Annotated in this window: 12 protein-coding genes and 1 pseudogene; 4 read left to right on the top strand and 9 right to left on the bottom strand. The window is 70.1% G+C overall.

Going from position 1 to position 15,992, the window contains the following annotated elements; translation table 11 throughout:
* The 4 genes and pseudogenes from B0W88_RS21400 to B0W88_RS21385 form a co-directional block, all read right to left on the bottom strand.
* A pseudogene (locus tag B0W88_RS21400) lies at positions 1-211 on the bottom strand (anti-sigma factor); the annotation flags it as partial.
* Between the two features lie 15 nt (positions 212-226).
* Positions 227-739, bottom strand: coding sequence for a sigma-70 family RNA polymerase sigma factor (locus B0W88_RS21395; protein ID WP_077036658.1), 513 nt, complete (start codon positions 737-739; stop codon positions 227-229).
* Positions 736-1,083, bottom strand: coding sequence for a cupredoxin domain-containing protein (locus B0W88_RS21390; RefSeq protein WP_077036657.1), 348 nt, complete (start codon positions 1,081-1,083; stop codon positions 736-738). The genes B0W88_RS21395 and B0W88_RS21390 overlap by 4 nt, the downstream gene beginning before the upstream one ends.
* Positions 1,080-1,967 carry a metallophosphoesterase gene (locus B0W88_RS21385; RefSeq protein WP_077036656.1) on the bottom strand — a complete coding sequence of 296 codons (888 nt, stop codon included), beginning with the start codon at positions 1,965-1,967 and terminating at the stop codon, positions 1,080-1,082. The genes B0W88_RS21390 and B0W88_RS21385 overlap by 4 nt, the downstream gene beginning before the upstream one ends.
* A gap of 123 nt (positions 1,968-2,090) precedes the next feature.
* Between B0W88_RS21385 and B0W88_RS21380 the strand changes: the two genes are divergently transcribed.
* From B0W88_RS21380 to B0W88_RS21370, 3 genes are all read left to right on the top strand, one after another.
* A complete protein-coding gene (locus B0W88_RS21380; protein ID WP_083748956.1) occupies positions 2,091-3,698 on the top strand; it encodes a caspase family protein in 1,608 nt (535 codons plus the stop codon).
* A 25-nt stretch (positions 3,699-3,723) separates the two neighbouring features.
* Positions 3,724-6,276, top strand: a complete 2,553-nt coding sequence (locus tag B0W88_RS21375; protein ID WP_077036654.1) for an ABC transporter permease — start codon at positions 3,724-3,726, stop codon at positions 6,274-6,276.
* A gap of 172 nt (positions 6,277-6,448) precedes the next feature.
* Positions 6,449-7,261, top strand: a complete 813-nt coding sequence (locus B0W88_RS21370; RefSeq protein WP_077036653.1) for a hypothetical protein — start codon at positions 6,449-6,451, stop codon at positions 7,259-7,261.
* 33 nt (positions 7,262-7,294) lie between these two features.
* On the opposite strand, the gene B0W88_RS21365 is transcribed toward B0W88_RS21370, so the two are convergent.
* The 5 genes from B0W88_RS21365 to B0W88_RS21345 all read right to left on the bottom strand — a co-directional run bounded on the left by B0W88_RS21365 (position 7,295) and on the right by B0W88_RS21345 (position 14,066).
* The gene (locus B0W88_RS21365; RefSeq protein WP_144006874.1) at positions 7,295-8,776 is read right to left on the bottom strand and encodes a hypothetical protein; all 1,482 of its coding nucleotides are present in this window, start codon (positions 8,774-8,776) and stop codon (positions 7,295-7,297) included.
* Between the two features lie 140 nt (positions 8,777-8,916).
* A complete protein-coding gene (locus B0W88_RS21360; protein WP_077036651.1) occupies positions 8,917-9,546 on the bottom strand; it encodes a 2OG-Fe(II) oxygenase in 630 nt (209 codons plus the stop codon).
* The gene (locus B0W88_RS21355) at positions 9,543-11,231 is read right to left on the bottom strand and encodes a cytochrome c peroxidase (RefSeq protein WP_077036650.1); all 1,689 of its coding nucleotides are present in this window, start codon (positions 11,229-11,231) and stop codon (positions 9,543-9,545) included. The genes B0W88_RS21360 and B0W88_RS21355 overlap by 4 nt, the downstream gene beginning before the upstream one ends.
* Before the next feature lie 70 nt (positions 11,232-11,301).
* Positions 11,302-13,494 carry a phosphoesterase gene (locus tag B0W88_RS21350; RefSeq protein WP_144006873.1) on the bottom strand — a complete coding sequence of 731 codons (2,193 nt, stop codon included), beginning with the start codon at positions 13,492-13,494 and terminating at the stop codon, positions 11,302-11,304.
* Between the two features lie 17 nt (positions 13,495-13,511).
* Positions 13,512-14,066 (bottom strand): PEP-CTERM sorting domain-containing protein, encoded by a 555-nt coding sequence (locus B0W88_RS21345; protein ID WP_158080905.1) that lies wholly within the window; start codon positions 14,064-14,066, stop codon positions 13,512-13,514.
* A gap of 377 nt (positions 14,067-14,443) precedes the next feature.
* On the opposite strand from B0W88_RS21345, the gene B0W88_RS21340 reads away from it, so the two are divergent.
* Positions 14,444-15,778 (top strand): MFS transporter, encoded by a 1,335-nt coding sequence (locus B0W88_RS21340; RefSeq protein ID WP_077036648.1) that lies wholly within the window; start codon positions 14,444-14,446, stop codon positions 15,776-15,778.
* The last annotated feature ends 214 nt before the right edge of the window (positions 15,779-15,992 follow it).

Here is a 15,992-nt window from a genome sequence, read left to right as displayed (position 1 = left end):
CGCCGAGCGTGCCCGCCACGCCTGCCAGCACGCCCGCGCTCGCCAGCCCCAGGCCGACGAGCAGCCGGCGGCGCGGCGGCAGCGGCGCGGGGGCGTCGGTGGCGGCGCTGTGCAGCGCAGCCTGCGTGCGCACGGCCGCGCGCAGCGCCTCGCTCGCCGGGTGGCGAGTGGCGTGGCGATGGAGCAGTCGGCTCAGTTCCTCGTCGTTCATGTGGTGCTCATGGTCTCAGGGCCAGCCCGCCAGCGTCAGCAGTTCCTTCAGCCGCGCGCGCCCGCGCGACAGGCGCGACATCACGGTGCCGATCGGCACGCCCGCGACCTGGGCGATGCTGCGGTAGTCCAGTTCCTCCAGCTCGCGCAGCACGATCATCTCGCGCAGCAGCGGCGGCAGCGCCGCGATCGCCGCGTCCACCGCCTCGCGCTCACGCCGGCGGTCCAGCGCTTGCGTCGGCTCGTGCGCGCTGCCGGGCAGCGCCTCCCATTCATCGTCATCCAGCGCGCCCGGCTCCGCGCCGCGGCGCTCCAGCGCACTGAAGCAGCAGTTGCGCACGATCGCCAGGAACCAGGGCCGCGCGTCCTCGCCCGCGCGCAGGCTGCCCAGGTAGCGCAGCGCCCGCAGCGCGGCCTCCTGCACCGCATCCTCGGCCGCAGCCGCGTCGCGCAGCAGCCAGCGCGCGAGGTTGTGCGCCGCATCGAGATGCGGCAGCACGGCGGTCTCGAAGTGCCGGCCTGGCGTCATTGGATCTCGAAGCGGCCGTCCATGCCCTCGTGGCCTTCGCCGCAGAAGTTGTCGCAGAGGAAGTGCAGTGTGCCAGCGCGGGTCGGCGTGAAGGCGAATTCCACGGCCCGGCCGGGCACCAGGTCGATGCGGCGCTCGAAGTCCGGCAGGTAGAAGCCATGCGGGAAGTCCAGCGCCGTCAGCTTCAGCAGCACCGGCTCGCCGAGCTTCAGCGCGATGACCCGCGGCGCGAAGCGGAAGCGCTGGGCCGTGATCTCGATCGTGCGCGGCGCGGCCTGGGCGCGGGCCAGGCCCAGCACGGTCAGTGCAGCTAACGCAATACATGAGCGGCGTTGGGTGATCATGCCGAGGCACCTCCGGCGATCGGATGCTCGGCCAGCTGGCTGCGGCCGTCCGGCTCCTGCTCGATGCCGCGCCAGCCCAGGCCGCGGTAGGGCGCCGCCGGGTCCCAGGGCAGCGGCGCCGGCTTCTCGGCGGTGCCCGGCGCGGGCAGCGGGAACATCAGCGAGCGTGCCGAATGGTGGGCGATGCGGCCGGTCTGCTGGTGATGCTCCTGGTGGATGTGGCCGTAGAAGACGGTGACGTGCTGGTGCGGCTCCAGCAGCGCCAGCGCCTCGGCGCCGTCGCGGGTGTGCCAGTCCCAGCGCGGCACCAGCGGGAACAGCGGCCGGTGCGCGAACACGACCAGCGGCGCCTGCGGGTCCAGCTTGGCCAGCTCGGCCTTCATCCAGTCGAGCTGCTCGGCGCCCAGCGAGGTGCCGCGGTCCGAGACGTTGTCCAGCGCCATGAAGTGCACGCCCTTGTGGTCGAAGCGGTAGTAGGTCGGCCCGAACAGCTCCTTGAAGATCGCGCCGCGGTCCAGCGCCGCGTCGTGCTCGCCGGGCATGAAGCGCAGCGTCTGCGTCTTCAGCGGCGCGATCTGCTGCTTGAACTCCAGCATGCGGCGGCGGCGCTCGTCCGGGTTGTCGGTGGTGTGGGTCAGGTCGCCGGTGAAGACGATGAAGTCCGGCGGCTCGGGCAGCGCGTTGACGGCGGCCACCGCCTTGGGCAGCGTGCCGCGCGCATCGGGGTTCGGCGCGCCGCTGAAGCCCCAGTGGATGTCGGAGAGCTGGACGAAGTAGAACTCGTCCTGCTTCGCTTCGGCGCGATGGGCGCAGCCGGCGAGACCGGCGATTGAGACGGCGCCGCCGCCGAGGGCGGCCAGCTGGAGAAAGTCACGGCGTTGCATCGAAGTGGGCTCCACAAGGGTGTTGATGCAATGGCATACCGCCGCAGCCGCCGATTTATTCCCTGTCGCCGCGCATCGCTATCATCAAACGGCGAACCATGACCCGGTCGACCGGAGAGGTCCATGAGGAAACTTGCGGGTGCGATGTCGTGCCTCCTGTCGGGCCTGCTGTGCTGTGCCGCCGCCACGGCGGCGCCGCCGGCAGCATCCGCGGTGCCCGCCGGATCCTCCCAGCGGGTGGCCCTCGTGATCGGCAACGGCGCCTACAAGGATGCGCCGCTGAGCAATCCGACCAACGACGCGCGCACGATGGCCGAGGCCCTGCGCGGCGCCGGTTTCAAGGTGACGCTGCGGGAGAACGCCGATGTCAGGGAGATGCAGGCCCGCATCCGCGAGTTCGGCGACCAGCTGCGCCACGGCGGCGTGGGGCTGTTCTTCTTCGCCGGGCACGGCATGCAGATCAAGGGGCGCAACTACCTGATCCCCGTGGCCAGCACGATCGAGCGGGAAGACGAGGTGGCCTACGCGGCCATCGACGCGCAGGCGGTGCTCGACAAGATGGACGCGGCAGGCAACGGCACCAACATCCTGATCCTCGACGCCTGCCGCAACAACCCGTTCGCGCGCAGCTTCCGCAGCGCGCAGCAGGGGCTGGCGCAGATGGACGCGCCGGTGGGCACGCTGGTGGCCTTCGCGACGGCGCCGGGCTCGGTCGCCAGCGACGGCCTGCGGGCCAACGGCCTGTACACCGAGCACCTGCTGACCGAACTCCGCGTGCCCGGCGCCAAGTTGGAGGATGTGTTCAAGAAGGTGCGCACGGCCGTGCGGCGCGATTCCGAGGGCAAGCAGGTGCCCTGGGAAGCCACCTCGCTGGAGGGCGATTTCTATTTCATCCCGCCGGTCGCGGCGGAGCGGGCCGACGTGGCGCTCGAGAAGTCCATGTGGGCGCTGGTGAAGGATTCGGACCAGGCGCTGGACATGCGGGCCTTCCTGTCCCGCTTCCCGCAGGGGCAGTTCGCGGCCCTGGCACGCGACAAGCTGGCCCGGCTCGAAGCCAGCAGCAGCGGCAACGGCAAGCCGACGCAGACGGCGAGCCTGCGCCCGCTGCCGGCCTCCGCGCCGGCGCCGGCGCCGGCGCACGAGGCACCCGCCAACGCCTATGGCATCAGCCTCGGCGACCGCTGGAACTACCAGGTGATCGACAAGTACAAGGGCGAGGTCATCGAGAACTGGTCCCGCAAGATCACCAAGGTCCTGCCCAACGGGGACCTGATGAGCGGCAGCAAGACGGTGCTCTCGCCCGAGGGCAACTACCGCCAGCTCGTCAACTCGGTCTATGCCAGTCGCACCTTCACCGACATGGCGGTGCTCTATCCGAAGAAGATGGCGGCGGGGCACAAGGAGAGCTTCGCCTATCGGGAGCAGGCCCGGCGGGTGGACGGTCGCGAGTACGAGCAGCAGTACAAGGGCACCATCGTCGTGAAGGGCCTGGAACTGGTGAAGGTGCCCGCCGGCGAATTCCAGGCCTACCGCGTCGAACGCGATGCCCGGGTGGCGGGCGTCAATGCGAACAGCCACGAGCGCTGGATCGCGAGCCAGAAGATCGTCTACTGGTACGCACCCAAGGCCCACGTCTACGTGGCGCTGGACGAGACCTGGTATCCGGAGAAGGGCGCGCCCGACCTCCGGCGGACCGAGCTCACCAGCTATGAAGTCCGACGGGACGACTGAGCGCCACAGCGACTACAGTGCCGGCATGACATCGAGCACTGCCATCCGCCATCGCCCACCCTCGGTCTTCCAGATGGCCTGGCGCCAGCTCTGGCGCGACTGGCGCTCGGGCGAACTGCGGCTGCTGATCCTGGCCGTCAGCCTCGCCGTCGCGGCGCTGTGCGCGGTGAGCTTCCTGTCCGACCGGCTGGACCAGGGCCTGCGCCGCGACGCCGCCGCGCTGCTCGGTGGCGATGCGCTGGTCGCCAGCGACCAGCCGACCCCCGCGCCGCTTGCGGAACTGGCCACCAGGCTGGGCCTGCAGCAGATGCGCAGCGTCACCTTCCCGAGCATGGCCCGCGCCACCGATGCCCAGGGCGGCGCCAGCCGGCTGGTGATGATCAAGGCGGTCGATGCCGCCTATCCGCTGCGCGGCCGCATGGTGCTGGCCGACGGCCGCACCGCCGGCGCGCCGAAGGCCGGCGAGGTGTGGGCCGATGCCGCCGTGCTCGACGGCCTGGGCCTGAAGGCCGGCGACCCGCTGCTGCTGGGCGACGCCACGCTGAAGATCGGCGGCATCATCGCCACCGAGCCCGACCGCGGCGCCGGCTTCGCCAGCTTCGCACCGCGGGTGATGCTCAACAATGCCGACCTCGCCGCCACCGCGCTGGTCCAGCCGGCCAGCCGCGTGACCTACCGCCTCGCGGTGGCCGCGCCGGCCGGCCAGGCGGCCAGGGTCGGCCAGTTCGTCACCGAGGCCAAGGCCACGATCGAAGGGCAGGGCGCCCGCGGCGTGCGGCTCGAATCGCTGGAGAACGGCCGGCCCGAGATGCGCCAGACGCTGGACCGCGCCACCAAGTTCCTGCGCCTGGTGGCGATGCTGTCGGCGCTGCTGGCGGCGGTGGCGGTGGCCCTGTCGGCGCGCGATTTCGCCTCGCGCCACCTGGACGACTGCGCGATGCTGCGCGTGCTGGGGCAGCCGCAGCGGCGCATTGCCTGGGCCTATTCGCTGGAGTTCGGCGCCGCGGGGCTAACGGCCAGCCTGATCGGCGTGCTGCTGGGGCTGGCGCTGCACTATGTCTTCCTGGGCCTGCTGTCCGGCCTCGTCACGGTGGACCTGCCCGCGCCGGGATTCTGGCCCGCGCTGCTGGGCATCGGCCTGGGCCTGGCGCTGCTGGCCGGCTTCGGCCTGCCGCCGGTGCTGCAACTGGCCTCGGTGCCGGCGCTGCGGGTGATCCGGCGCGACCTGGGCGGGCTCAAGGCCGGCTCGTTGCTGGTGCTGGCCTCGGGCGTGATCGGCTTCGCGCTGATCCTGCTGGCGCTGGCCGGCGAGCCGGCGCTGGGCCTGATCGCCTCGGCCGGCTTCGGCGCGGCGCTGGGCCTGTTCGCGCTGCTGGCCTGGCTCGCCGTGCTGCTGCTGCGCCGCCTGGTGCCGCAGGCGGGTGCGCCGCGCTGGCTGCTGCTGGCCACGCGGCAGATGGCCTCGCGGCCGGCCTTCGCGGTGGTGCAGGTGGCCTCGCTGGCGGTCGGGCTGCTGGCGCTGGCGCTGCTGGTGCTGCTGCGCACCGACCTGATCGACAGCTGGCGCAAGGCCACGCCCGAGAACGCGCCCAACCGCTTCGTCATCAACATCCAGCCGGACCAGGGCGAGGCCTTCCGCGGCAAGCTCGATGCCGCCGGAGTGAAGGGCTACGACTGGTATCCGATGATCCGCGGCCGGCTGGTGGCCATCAACGGCGCCGAGGTCAAGCCCGGCGCCTACAAGGACGAACGCGCCCGCGCGCTGATCGACCGCGAGTTCAACCTCAGCCACAGCGCCACGCTGCCCGACCACAACCTGCTCGTCGGCGGCCAGTGGACCGAGGAGGAGAAGGACGGCATCAGCATCGAGGCGGGCCTTGCCGACACGCTCAAGCTCAAGCTCGGCGACGTGCTGCGCTTCGACGTGGCCGGCCAGCTCATCGAGAGCCGCATCACCAGCCTGCGCAAGGTCGACTGGGCCTCGATGCGGGTGAACTTCTACGCGCTGTACCCGCGCGCCGAGATGCCCGAACTGCCCAGCACCTTCATCACCGCCTTCAAGGCGCCGCCGCCGGTCGCCGGCCTCAATTCACTGGACCGTGACTTGAGCCACGACTTCCCGAACCTGACCGTGGTGGACGTGTCGGCCCAGCTGAACCAGATCCAGAAGGTGGTGGACCAGGTGATCCAGGCGGTGCAGTTCCTGTTCGCCTTCACGCTGGCCACCGGCCTGGTGGTGCTGCTGGCCTCGGTGGCCAGCACCCGCGACGCGCGCACCCGCGAGTTCGCGCTGATGCGGGCCTTCGGCGCCGGCTCGAAGCTGCTGGCCCAGGTGCAGCGGGCGGAGCTGCTGGGCGTCGGCGCGCTGGCCGGCTTCCTGGCCGGCGGCGTTGCCATCGTGCTGGCCGGGCTGCTGACCCGCTACGTCTTCGACTTCAGCTGGCAGCCCGATCCCTGGGTGCCGCTGTTCGCCGCGGTGGCCGGCGCGCTGCTGGCGCAGGCGGCGGGCTGGTGGAGCCTGCGCGGCGTGCTGCGCCGGCCGGTGGTGCAGACGCTGCGTGAGGCGAACGTCGAGTAGCAGGGCGCTGATGGGGCAGCGCTTGCTGCCCTGCCAGTCCGCGGGCCCGGGCATCGACGCTCGCCGGGCTGCATGTATTCTGTCGGGCATGTGCAGAGCCGATGATCCATCCAACGACCGCATGATGCCGCCACGTGGACGGCGTCGGGCACGATCGGCAGGTCCCTGACCCATGCATCCATTCTGGCTGCGACTCCTGTTGACCTGCCTGCTGCTGGCACCTGGCCTGAGCAGCGCGATCTGTTCGCGGACCATTCGTGTGCCGGTCGCCGTCGCGGGCCTGGGTGTCATCGCCGGCAAGGATGCGGTCGCCGGCGGCATCTATCCCGACATCCTGCGAAGCATTCAGGCCAGTGGCCAGTGCAGCTTCGAGATCGCGCTGGTGCCTCGTGCTCGCCTGGAACTGATGTTCAACACAGGTGGTGCCGACCTCCTCATCCCCGCGACAAGGGCGCCGAGACGGGATTCCAGCGGTGTCTTCGTGCCGCTGATCTACAGCCGCGCCATGCTGATCTCGCTCAAGGGCGACCACCCGCCCTTGCACTCGGTGCAGGGCCTGCTGGACCAGCCGAGCCTGAAGGTCGTTCTGGTGCGAGGCTTCACCTACGGCAAGGCCTATGACGAGCTGGTGGCCAAGCTCGAATCGCTGGGCAGGGTCTGGTACGAACCCGACCCGCTCGCCGTGGCACGAACGCTGGCAACGCGACCGGACTGCATCTCGATCATGGTCCCGTCCATCCTTGTCGGCGTCATCCGGGCCGATGGGCGATTCACCCACCTCCTGAAGAAGCTTCGCTTCGAGGCGATCGACGAACTGCCGTGGGGCGATGCCGGGGCCTACATCTCCACCAGCTCCCTGAGCGAGCCCGACCGTCACGCCCTCAAGTCCCTGCTGGAGGAGGCCGTGCAAACCGGCTTGGTCCGCAAGAAGTTTCTTCAGTACTACGGGTCGGACATCCTGGACCAAGGGGTTCGGCCGAGGTGATGCGGCCGGGCAGGCGGCTGGCGGGATCAGGCCCTAGCTGCAACTCGCCCTGATCCCCGCCGCACTCACCGCGGGCAGCCCGTTGAAGGTCGTTGTCAACTGCGCGTCCGTCAGCGTCGCGATGCCCGCGGCCGAGGTGGGAAGGCCGGTGATGGCCGCCGCCGCTGCTGTGCTGACTTGCGCCTGGGCTTCCGCCTTGACCGCGGTCACCTGCGCGAGCGTCAGCTTCACCCGCGCCGCGGCCACATCCCTGGCGTTCGTCGCCTTGCTGATTTCCGCGTCGTTGCCTTGCGTGGTTGCCAGCTCGCTCATCCGCGCGGCCAGGCTGCTGGCCGTGCTCGTCACCTGGGCGGCGCAGGTCTTGAAGGGCTCGCCCGTCCCGGTGCCGTCGAGCCCGAGCTTGCCCAGCGCCAGTGCCTTGAACCTCTTGCTCACGGCATCAGCGTCCAGCACGCTCGTCTGCCCGGCCGCCAGCGCCGCCTTGCGGTTGCGGGCGAAGGCCGCGCCCACGGTGTCGGCCTGCTGGCCCACGTACTTCGTGAGGGCATCCGCCAGGCCGGTCGCCCCGAGGACTTCGAGGCCGAGGCCATCGCTCGCTGCCGGCTTGCCGGAGGTCACCAGCAGGGACGGCACGTTGGCCCCGGCCGCGGCCAGCAGCTTGTCGAGGCTGCCGTCGGCCTGTCGCTCGCTGACGGGCTTGGCGGCGAGTTCCTGCAGTGCCTTCGCACTCGTCATCGCGCGCGCGGCCATGGCCAGCCCGGGCGTCTCCACCTCCTTGATCGAGTCCTGCGCCTCCATCAGGCCCGCCAGCGCCGAGCAGTTGCCGTCGATGACGATGGCGTCGTTGATCGCCGCTTCCAGCGAATAGTCCTTGATGCTCTTGCCCTTGCGGCCGTCCATCAGCTCCTTCTTGAGGCGGTTCTGCCGCAGCTCGATCGCCTGCACGATCACGTGCGCCGCCAGGTTGCTGAAGTACGACTGGTTGTACTCGGCCTGGATGCCGCTGAAGATGCCCGCCGTGCCCGCGAGATTGCTCGCGGCGCGCGGCCCCGGCAGCAGGGCCCCGAGCACGCCGGTGACGGTCGTCAACGCGCCCAGCGTGAAGTTCACGTCCGTCTGCTGCCGGCGCAGGAAGGTCTTGAAGACGTTGCAGCGCGAGGTGGAGACGGCCAGGATCTTGTCCTGCACCCCGTCGCGCACCAGGGCCTTCTGCTCATCGGTCCGGCCGGCGTCCGTGCGGAACCACGCGAACGTCAGGTCGTACTGGCGGCCATAGTTGATCTTGCTGCTGTCGTCCCAGCTCGTCACGCCGTTCCTGGCGGACTGCAGCGTCGGGTCGACCATCTCCAGCAGGTTCACCTGCTCGAAGTTGTTCCGGCGGATGACCGGGTAGCTGCTGTGCCGGTCGACGGATTCGTACTGCTCGCTGGCCTCCTTGCTGGCGGCCTCGTTGAAGCCCGCGCGGAAGGACGCGCAGCCGACGAACAGGGGCAGCGTCGACAGAACGAGGAGCATGGAATGGATGCGGATCCGCATGGAACCTCCCGGGGCCTGTTGGATGATGACGAGTGCAACCGCCGGCTTGAACCGACGGCGTAACACTAGTCGCCCAGGCAGGCGGCGCGCATCACAAGTCTTGATGAGTGAGGCGCGCGCTACGCGCTGACGAAGGGCCGGGTCCGCGTCCACTTCGTCGCCACCCACTTCTCGCCCTGCGTCACCGGCAGGCTGTGGTGGACCGACGCCGGGTAGAGCTGCCCCTTGCCGTCGCAGGACTGGAAGTAGACGGCGCTGCCGCGCTGCGGCGTGACGCTCCAGCCGAGTTCGGGGAAGGCCGTCTCGCCGCCGGCGGGCACGTCGTTGAGATAGGCCACCAGCGTGGCGATGCGCTGGCCGCTGCGGGCGAGCGAGGCCTGGTTGGTGGCGCTGTTGGGCTGCAGCCAGTCGTAGTGCGGCGCGCTGCCGGCGCCGGTCGGGTAGTGCAGGATCTGCAGGCCCTCGCCGTGCGAGGCGGGCAGGCCGGTCAGCGCGGCGAAGCGTTCGTCGATGCGAGCGACCAAGTCGTTCTCGCCCGGGCGGAAGAACATGCCAAGGCTCTGCCGCTGGCCGCTGACGACCGACATGCCGCTGGCCGGGTCCACCAGCGTCGAGGGCGCGAGCCGGGGCCGCGCCAGCTCGATCAGCGCCGCGCATTCCTCGGGCGACAGCACCTCGTTCAGCACCGCCAGCACCGGCATCACGCCGGGCAGGTTCAGCCTTGCGCTCACCTTCATCATCATCGTCATCGCGCGGGCTCCACCGTGCTGTCGGCCACCCAGGCCGCGCCTTCCAGGTGGAAGCCCTGCTGCATCTCCATGCGGCCCTCGCCCTGCAGCAGCGCGTCCAGCATCGGGAACACCCGCCGCACCGCCTCGGCCTGTACCCAGGGCTCGGCCTTGAAGCGGTAGAGGTACTGGACGCTGGCGCGGTCCGCCTTGTCGCCGCTGATCTTCACGATGCGGTCCAGTTCCAGCCGGCCACCGCAGAGGTCCGGCTTGCCGTCGGTCGCCGGCTTCATCGCCCGGCGGCCGGCGGCGGTGAGCTCGTAGCGCCGCGTCGGCACGCGCTCGACTTCCTTGTGCTCGTCGTCGCGCCAGTCGACATAGCCGTCCTGCCCGACCACCAGGCCTTCCTTCTCCAGCACCGGCAGCTGGATCGCGTTGCGCGTGCGCGCCGCCACGTCGCGCGCGTTGACGTCGATCGGCCAGTTCGGCTTGGCCACGCAGATCTCGCCGCGCTGCGCGAGCATGCGCTCCAGCGCGGGCGCCAGGGCGTCCTCCGTCTTCGGCGGCTGGTAGCCGTCGGTCAGCGTGTTCAGGAAGGCCAGCAGGTCCTGGATGTCCTGCTCGCTCATCGGCGGCTGGCTGCCGGCGGCGCGGCCGTCCAGCGGCATCTGGGCGTCGATGTTGCCGTGGTACTTCTTCGGCAGGTCGTTGAACTTCTGCACCTTGCCCTTGACGGTGGGGTACCAGCGCTCCGGGTTGGTGTCGCGCGTGGCGTAGAAGCGCACGGCCTCCTCCAGCGAGGCGATCTGGCCGTTGTGGAAGAAGGACTTGCGCGTGGCCGCGTTGCGCAGCGTCGGCGCCTTGAACATGCCGCAGAGCTCGGGGCTCTTCGGGTGATCGGCGCGGCCGCAGATGCCGAGGTCAACACCTGACCCCTTGCGATGCGGGACGCCGATGGCCGAGTAGGAATAGTCGGTGAACTGCGCCACGCTGCCGCCGACGCCGGCGCCGCTGTAGTGGCAGGCCGCGCAGTTGCCGCGGTTCGGGTCCTGGAACACCGCGAAGCCGCGGATCTCGGCCTTGGTCAGCTCGCCGCCGATCTTGTTGCCGGCATACAGGTCGTACTTGCTGCTGTACGGGTGGAAGCTCGGGTCCTCCATCTGGAAGGCCTGCAGCGCGTCCATCGCATGGGCGAAGGCCAGCGCCGGCTTGTCGAAGGCGTGCTCACCGAAGGCCTGCAGGAACAGCGGCGCGTAGGCCGACTTCCTCAGCTTGGCAACGACATCGGCCGCGCTGCGGTTCGCCATCTCGATCGGCGACAGCAGCGGGATCTGCGCCTGCTCGGCCAGCGTGCCGGCGCGGCCGTCCCAGGCGAAGCCGCCGCCGGGGCCGGGCGGGCTCACGCCGTCCGGGTTGTCGGCCAGGTCGGCGTAGGCGGGGGTGTAGTTCTTGTAGGTCAGCGTGGGCACGGCGCGCGTGCCGGGCTTGTTCAGGTGCGGGCCGCCGAGCTGCACGCGCAGGTCGTTGGCTGGGGCGTAGTGGTTGGCCGGGTCGTGGCAGCTCGCGCAGGACATCTTTCCCGAGCCCGAGAGCGACTTGTCGACGAACATCAGGGCGCCGACCTGGGCCTGGATGCTCAGCGGGGCCTGCGCATGGCAGAGCGTGGAGATCGCCGCGAGGGCAAGCAGCAACAGGCTGCGAATCATTTCCTGGACTCCTCAATGACGAAAAGCCGGCGCCTCGGACGAGGCGCCGGCCGTCAGTACGACTAACGGATTACTTCAGCGACCAGAGGTTCACCTGCGTCGCATCCGGGCCCGTCTGGGCGGCGGTGTTCACGTCGCCCGACTGGCGCTGCGTGTAGGTCGTCGGGAACACGTAGCTGTGGTTCATCGGACGGACCGAGTCGAAGTGCGCGTCGGCGCTGCCCGCGTATTCCGGCAGCAGGGCCAGGTTCGACGCGATGAAGGCCTGCGTGTACTTCGAGCGGTTCATGTACGAGAACGGATCGGCCGGATCGGCCAGGCCGAACATGTCCTGCAGCGTGCGCACGAAGGAGAAGTGGCTGTAGTAGTCGCTGTCCACCAGGCCCTTCGGGGCCGAAGCCTGGTTGGTCAGCAGGCCGAAGATCGACTCGCCGTGGCCCTTGTTGCCCGAGCCGTAGCCGGCGATCGTGGCGTCGCGCGAGGTGGCGCCGCCGCCGTTGACCAGCGGGGCGTCCACGTTCGTGCTGACCGGGTTCCAGCCGCAGCAGGAGTTGAAGCCCGAGGTGGCGTTGCCTTCGTCGAACATGATGACGATGGCGACGCGCTTGTTCGGGTTGCGCCACAGCGGCGAAGCCTGGATCTTGTCGACCAGCACCTTCACGTAGTTGTCGCCGCGCGTGATGATCGGCGAGACGGCCGTCGGCGAGACCGCGTTGGAGACGCTCGAGCAGTCGCTGGCGGTGCCGGCCTTGCCGGTGCTCTTGTCGGTGCCGGGGACGCTGATGCCGTGCATGTCGTCGCACTGGTCGGGCACGACGAAGTTCAGCTGGCCGACGTCGCCGCTGAGCAGGTCGGTGCCGAACTGGTCGAGGTCATAGCCCGCCGGGATCGCGTACTTGCTGCCGGCCAGCATGGCGCCATCCCACTGGCCGCCGCCCAGCGTGCGGTTGTTGGCCTTGAAGCCGGGCTCGCTGCGCACGTTCTGGTAGGCCATGCCCGGGTGGTGCTTGGTCTTGTACAGGCCGGCGGGCAGCGGCAGCTGCAGGTTCGGGTTGCCGATGGCGGCGCTGTTGTTGCCGGCGGTGCCGGGCGCGTAGACATAGTCCATCGCGGTGACGGCGCTGTCGGCGATCGAGTCGGTGCGGAAGTCCTGGCCCGGGTTCATCGACTCGCTGTAGGTGCGCCACTGCAGGCCGGCCTTGGACAGCGCGTTGAAGATGTTGGCGCGGCCGGTGATGTTGTGGTTGGTCGCCTGCGCGCAGGTGGCGGTGAAGGGCGAGTTGGCCAGGCCCGGCTGGGTCTTGTCCGGCGTCGGCAGGTCCTGCACGGCGTTGGCGCCGGTGGCGCCGCAGTTCCACTGGTTGTCGTCGGTGATGCCCCAGTCGTCGGCGCCGCCGAGGGCCGTGTAGTTCGGCTCGCTCGGGTTGCCGGTGGCGAAGTAGCTGGTGAACTGGTTGCCTTCGCTGAGGTACTTGTTGATGTTGGGCGCGTAGGCCGAGCCCTTGATCGACAGGGTGGCCTTGTTCTCCAGCATCACGACGAAGATGTGGTCGTAGCGCGGGATGCCTTCCACGTTCATCGCGACCTGCTCGGCGGCCGGCACGGAGGCGGCATCGCCGCGGTCGACCAGCTTGGAGGCATAGGCCCAGCGGTTGGTCAGGGCGACCGATTCCTGCATCACGGCGGTCTGGGCGCTGCCAGCCAGCGTGGCCGGGTCGGCCAGCGCCTCGGCCACGGACAGGCCCAGGCGGCCGGCCAGCGCCGTGCTTTCGGCGGCGTAGTTCGTGCCGTTGGCTTCCATCATGCGGACCACTTCGGTGGACAGCGGCGTGACGGCGACGGCGGCCGGCAGCAGCGGGCTCTTGGTGGCGGCGGCGATCTGGTCGGCGGCGACGCGCAGCACCAGGTGCTGGGTCACCGGCTTGCCGTTGTTGGTGGCGGCGGTGGAGATGTCGGCGATCAGCGGCGCGGCGACGCGGCTGGAGATCAGGAAGCTGCCGTCGGCCTTGGTGATGGCAGAGACTTCACCGGCATCGCAGACGCCGTTGTTGTTGGCGTCGAAGCAGACGGTGGCGCCGGCGTAGACGGAAGCGGCGGTCTGGCCGCTGGTGGCCTGGGCCGGGCTGTCGGCGATCACCGGGGCGGTGAACAAGGTGCCGGCGACGATGCCCTTGACGGACACGGCGGCCTGCGCCGGCATCCAGGCGGCGAGCAGGGCGACGGCGGCGGAGACGGCGGCGAGCTGGGGGTGCTTTTTCATCATGATGACGGGCTCCGGGGTCAGATCTTGCGGCGGCGCAGCGAGGTGGCGCCGATGAGGACGAGGCCGGCGGCCATCAGCGCGTAGCTGGCGGGCTCGGGCACGGCGGCGGCGGTCACGGTCCAGTGGGCGTTGGTGGCGGTCTCGGCGCCGCTGACCGGGTTGCCCAGGGCGTCCGGCAGGTTGTAGTTGATGGCGTAGGCCTGGCCGCCGGCGATCGTGAAGAGGTTGTTGTAGGTGTTGCTGTCGCCGTCGAGGATGGCGAAGTTCGACTTGGCCACGTCGGTGGAGATCACCGCGGCGCCTTCCAATGCACCAGTCGTGGAATTGACGCCACCGACCAGCAGCGGGCCGCCGAAGGCGGTGCCGTTGATCCAGACCTTGGCATCGCTGATCTGGGAGATCAGGCTGCCGACCAGGTCGCCGTCGAAGCTGCCGGTGATGGTCACCGGAGCGCCGTTGCCGGTGTTGGCGGCGTCGAAGCTGTAGCTGAAGTTGAAGGTGGTGGCCTGGGCGCCGACGGATGCCAGCAGGCCCGCCATCAGGGCCGCGGAGGCGAGGATCAGTTTTTTCATGGTCGACCTTTCGACGTGTCGTGTTCGAGGAGTTGCTGCCTGGAGCCGGATGCATGCATCGCGACGCGGCGCAGTCTCTCGACGGGCCATGTCAACGCCGTGACCGTGACAAGCGTCACGAATCGTGCGGGCGCTGGGCGAACCCTTCGCATTTCTGTCGAACTTCTTAACCTTTGCTGGTCGGCTTCCAGTCAGCTTCGATGCAGGAATCGGGTCCGAAAGGGCGCTCTGCGGAGCGATGCCCGATGGCGGCGGAAGGTCGTTGTGCGGCCTGCGGGCGGGCCGGCGCACGGCGCGGCAAGATGCTGGACTTTTTGGGTGCCGGATCGATGTTGTTGTCGTCGCGCGAGGAACTGGAAGATGAAGCAGGGCTGGGCTTGAGCGCACGCGAGCGCAGTGCGCTGGTGGCCGTGCTGATGGGTGTGGTGCTGGCCACGCTGGACACGGCCATCGCCAACGTCGCGCTGCCGACGATCGCCGCCGACCTGCAGTCGCCCGCCGCTGCCGCGATCTGGGTCATCAATGCCTACCAGCTTGCGGTGGTCGCGACGATGCTGCCCTTCGCCGCCCTGGGCGACGTCGTCGGCCCGCGCCGGGTGTTCCTCGGCGGCATCGCCCTGTTCACCGTGGCCTCGGGCCTGTGCATGGCGGCCGGCAGCGTCACGCTGCTGGCGGCGGCGCGGGCGCTGCAGGGCATCGGCGCCGGGGCGATGATGAGCGTCAACATCGCGCTGATCCGGCAGATCTACCCGCCCCAGCGGCTGGGGCGCGGCGTCGGCATGAATGCACTGGTGGTGGGCATCGGCTTCGCGGTCGGGCCGACGGTGGCCTCGCTGCTGCTGTCCGTGGCGAGCTGGCCCTGGCTGTTCGGCATCAACGTGCCACTGGGCCTCTTGGCGATCGCCTGCGCCTGGCCCGCGCTGCCGGCCAGCGCCCCGCGCCCGCACGGCTTCGACCCGATCACCGCCGCGCTGACGGCCGCCAGCTTCGCGGCGCTGATCTTCGCGCTGGGCTCGATGGCGCAGCTCGCCTCATGGGGTCAGGTCTTGCCGGCCATCGCGGTGACGCTGGCGGCCGGCGCGGCGCTGCTGCACCGCCAGCGCGGCCACGCGGCGCCGATGCTGCCGGTGGACCTGCTGCGCCGGCCGATGTTCGCGCTGTCGGCGCTGACGGCGGTGTGCGCCTTCGCCACCCAGGGCCTGGCCTTCGTCTCGCTGCCCTTCTTCTTCGAGCAGGTGATGCATCGCGACGCCGCGCACGCGGGCTACCTGATGACCGCCTGGCCGGTGATCGTGGCGCTGGCCGCGCCCCTGGCCGGCCGCCTGTCGGACCGCCATCCGCCGGGGCTGCTGGGCGGCATCGGCATGGCGCTGCTCGCGGCCGGCATGGCGGCGCTGGCGCTGCTGCCGGCGGAGCCCTCTCTCGTCGCGATCGTCGGGTGGATGGCCTTGTGCGGCGCCGGCTTCGGCTTCTTCCAGGCGCCCAACCTGAAGGCGCTGATGTCCAGCGCGCCGCCGCATCGCAGCGGTGGCGCCAGCGGGGTGATCGGCGTGTGCCGGCTGCTGGGGCAGAGCAGCGGCGCGGCGCTGGTGGCGCTGTGCTTCCACCTCGCCGGGCTGCAGCACGGGCCTTCGGTCGCGCTGGCGCTGGGCGCCGTCACGTCCGGCCTGGCGGCGCTGGCGAGTTTTGCGCGCCTGCGCGTCAGCAGCTAGTGACCCGTAACACTGAAATCGGAAGTCGCTGTCCGCGCGCATGCCTCATTTCAGTTGCTCCACCGCGCTGCGAGCGTCCCGCGACCCATGAAACACGCCCCCGGCCGTTCGCCCTGAGCCACTTCGACAAGCTCAGGACAGGCCTGTCGAAGGGCCGTGTACGACGAGGGCTTCGACAGGCTCAGCCCGAACGGATCGGGGCGCTGCACTCGGG

This window comes from Pelomonas sp. KK5, assembly GCF_001984095.1.
GTDB lineage: Bacteria > Pseudomonadota > Gammaproteobacteria > Burkholderiales > Burkholderiaceae_C > KK5.
Note: the sequence above shows the minus strand (reverse complement) of the source record. Positions and strands in the feature narration are given on the sequence as shown.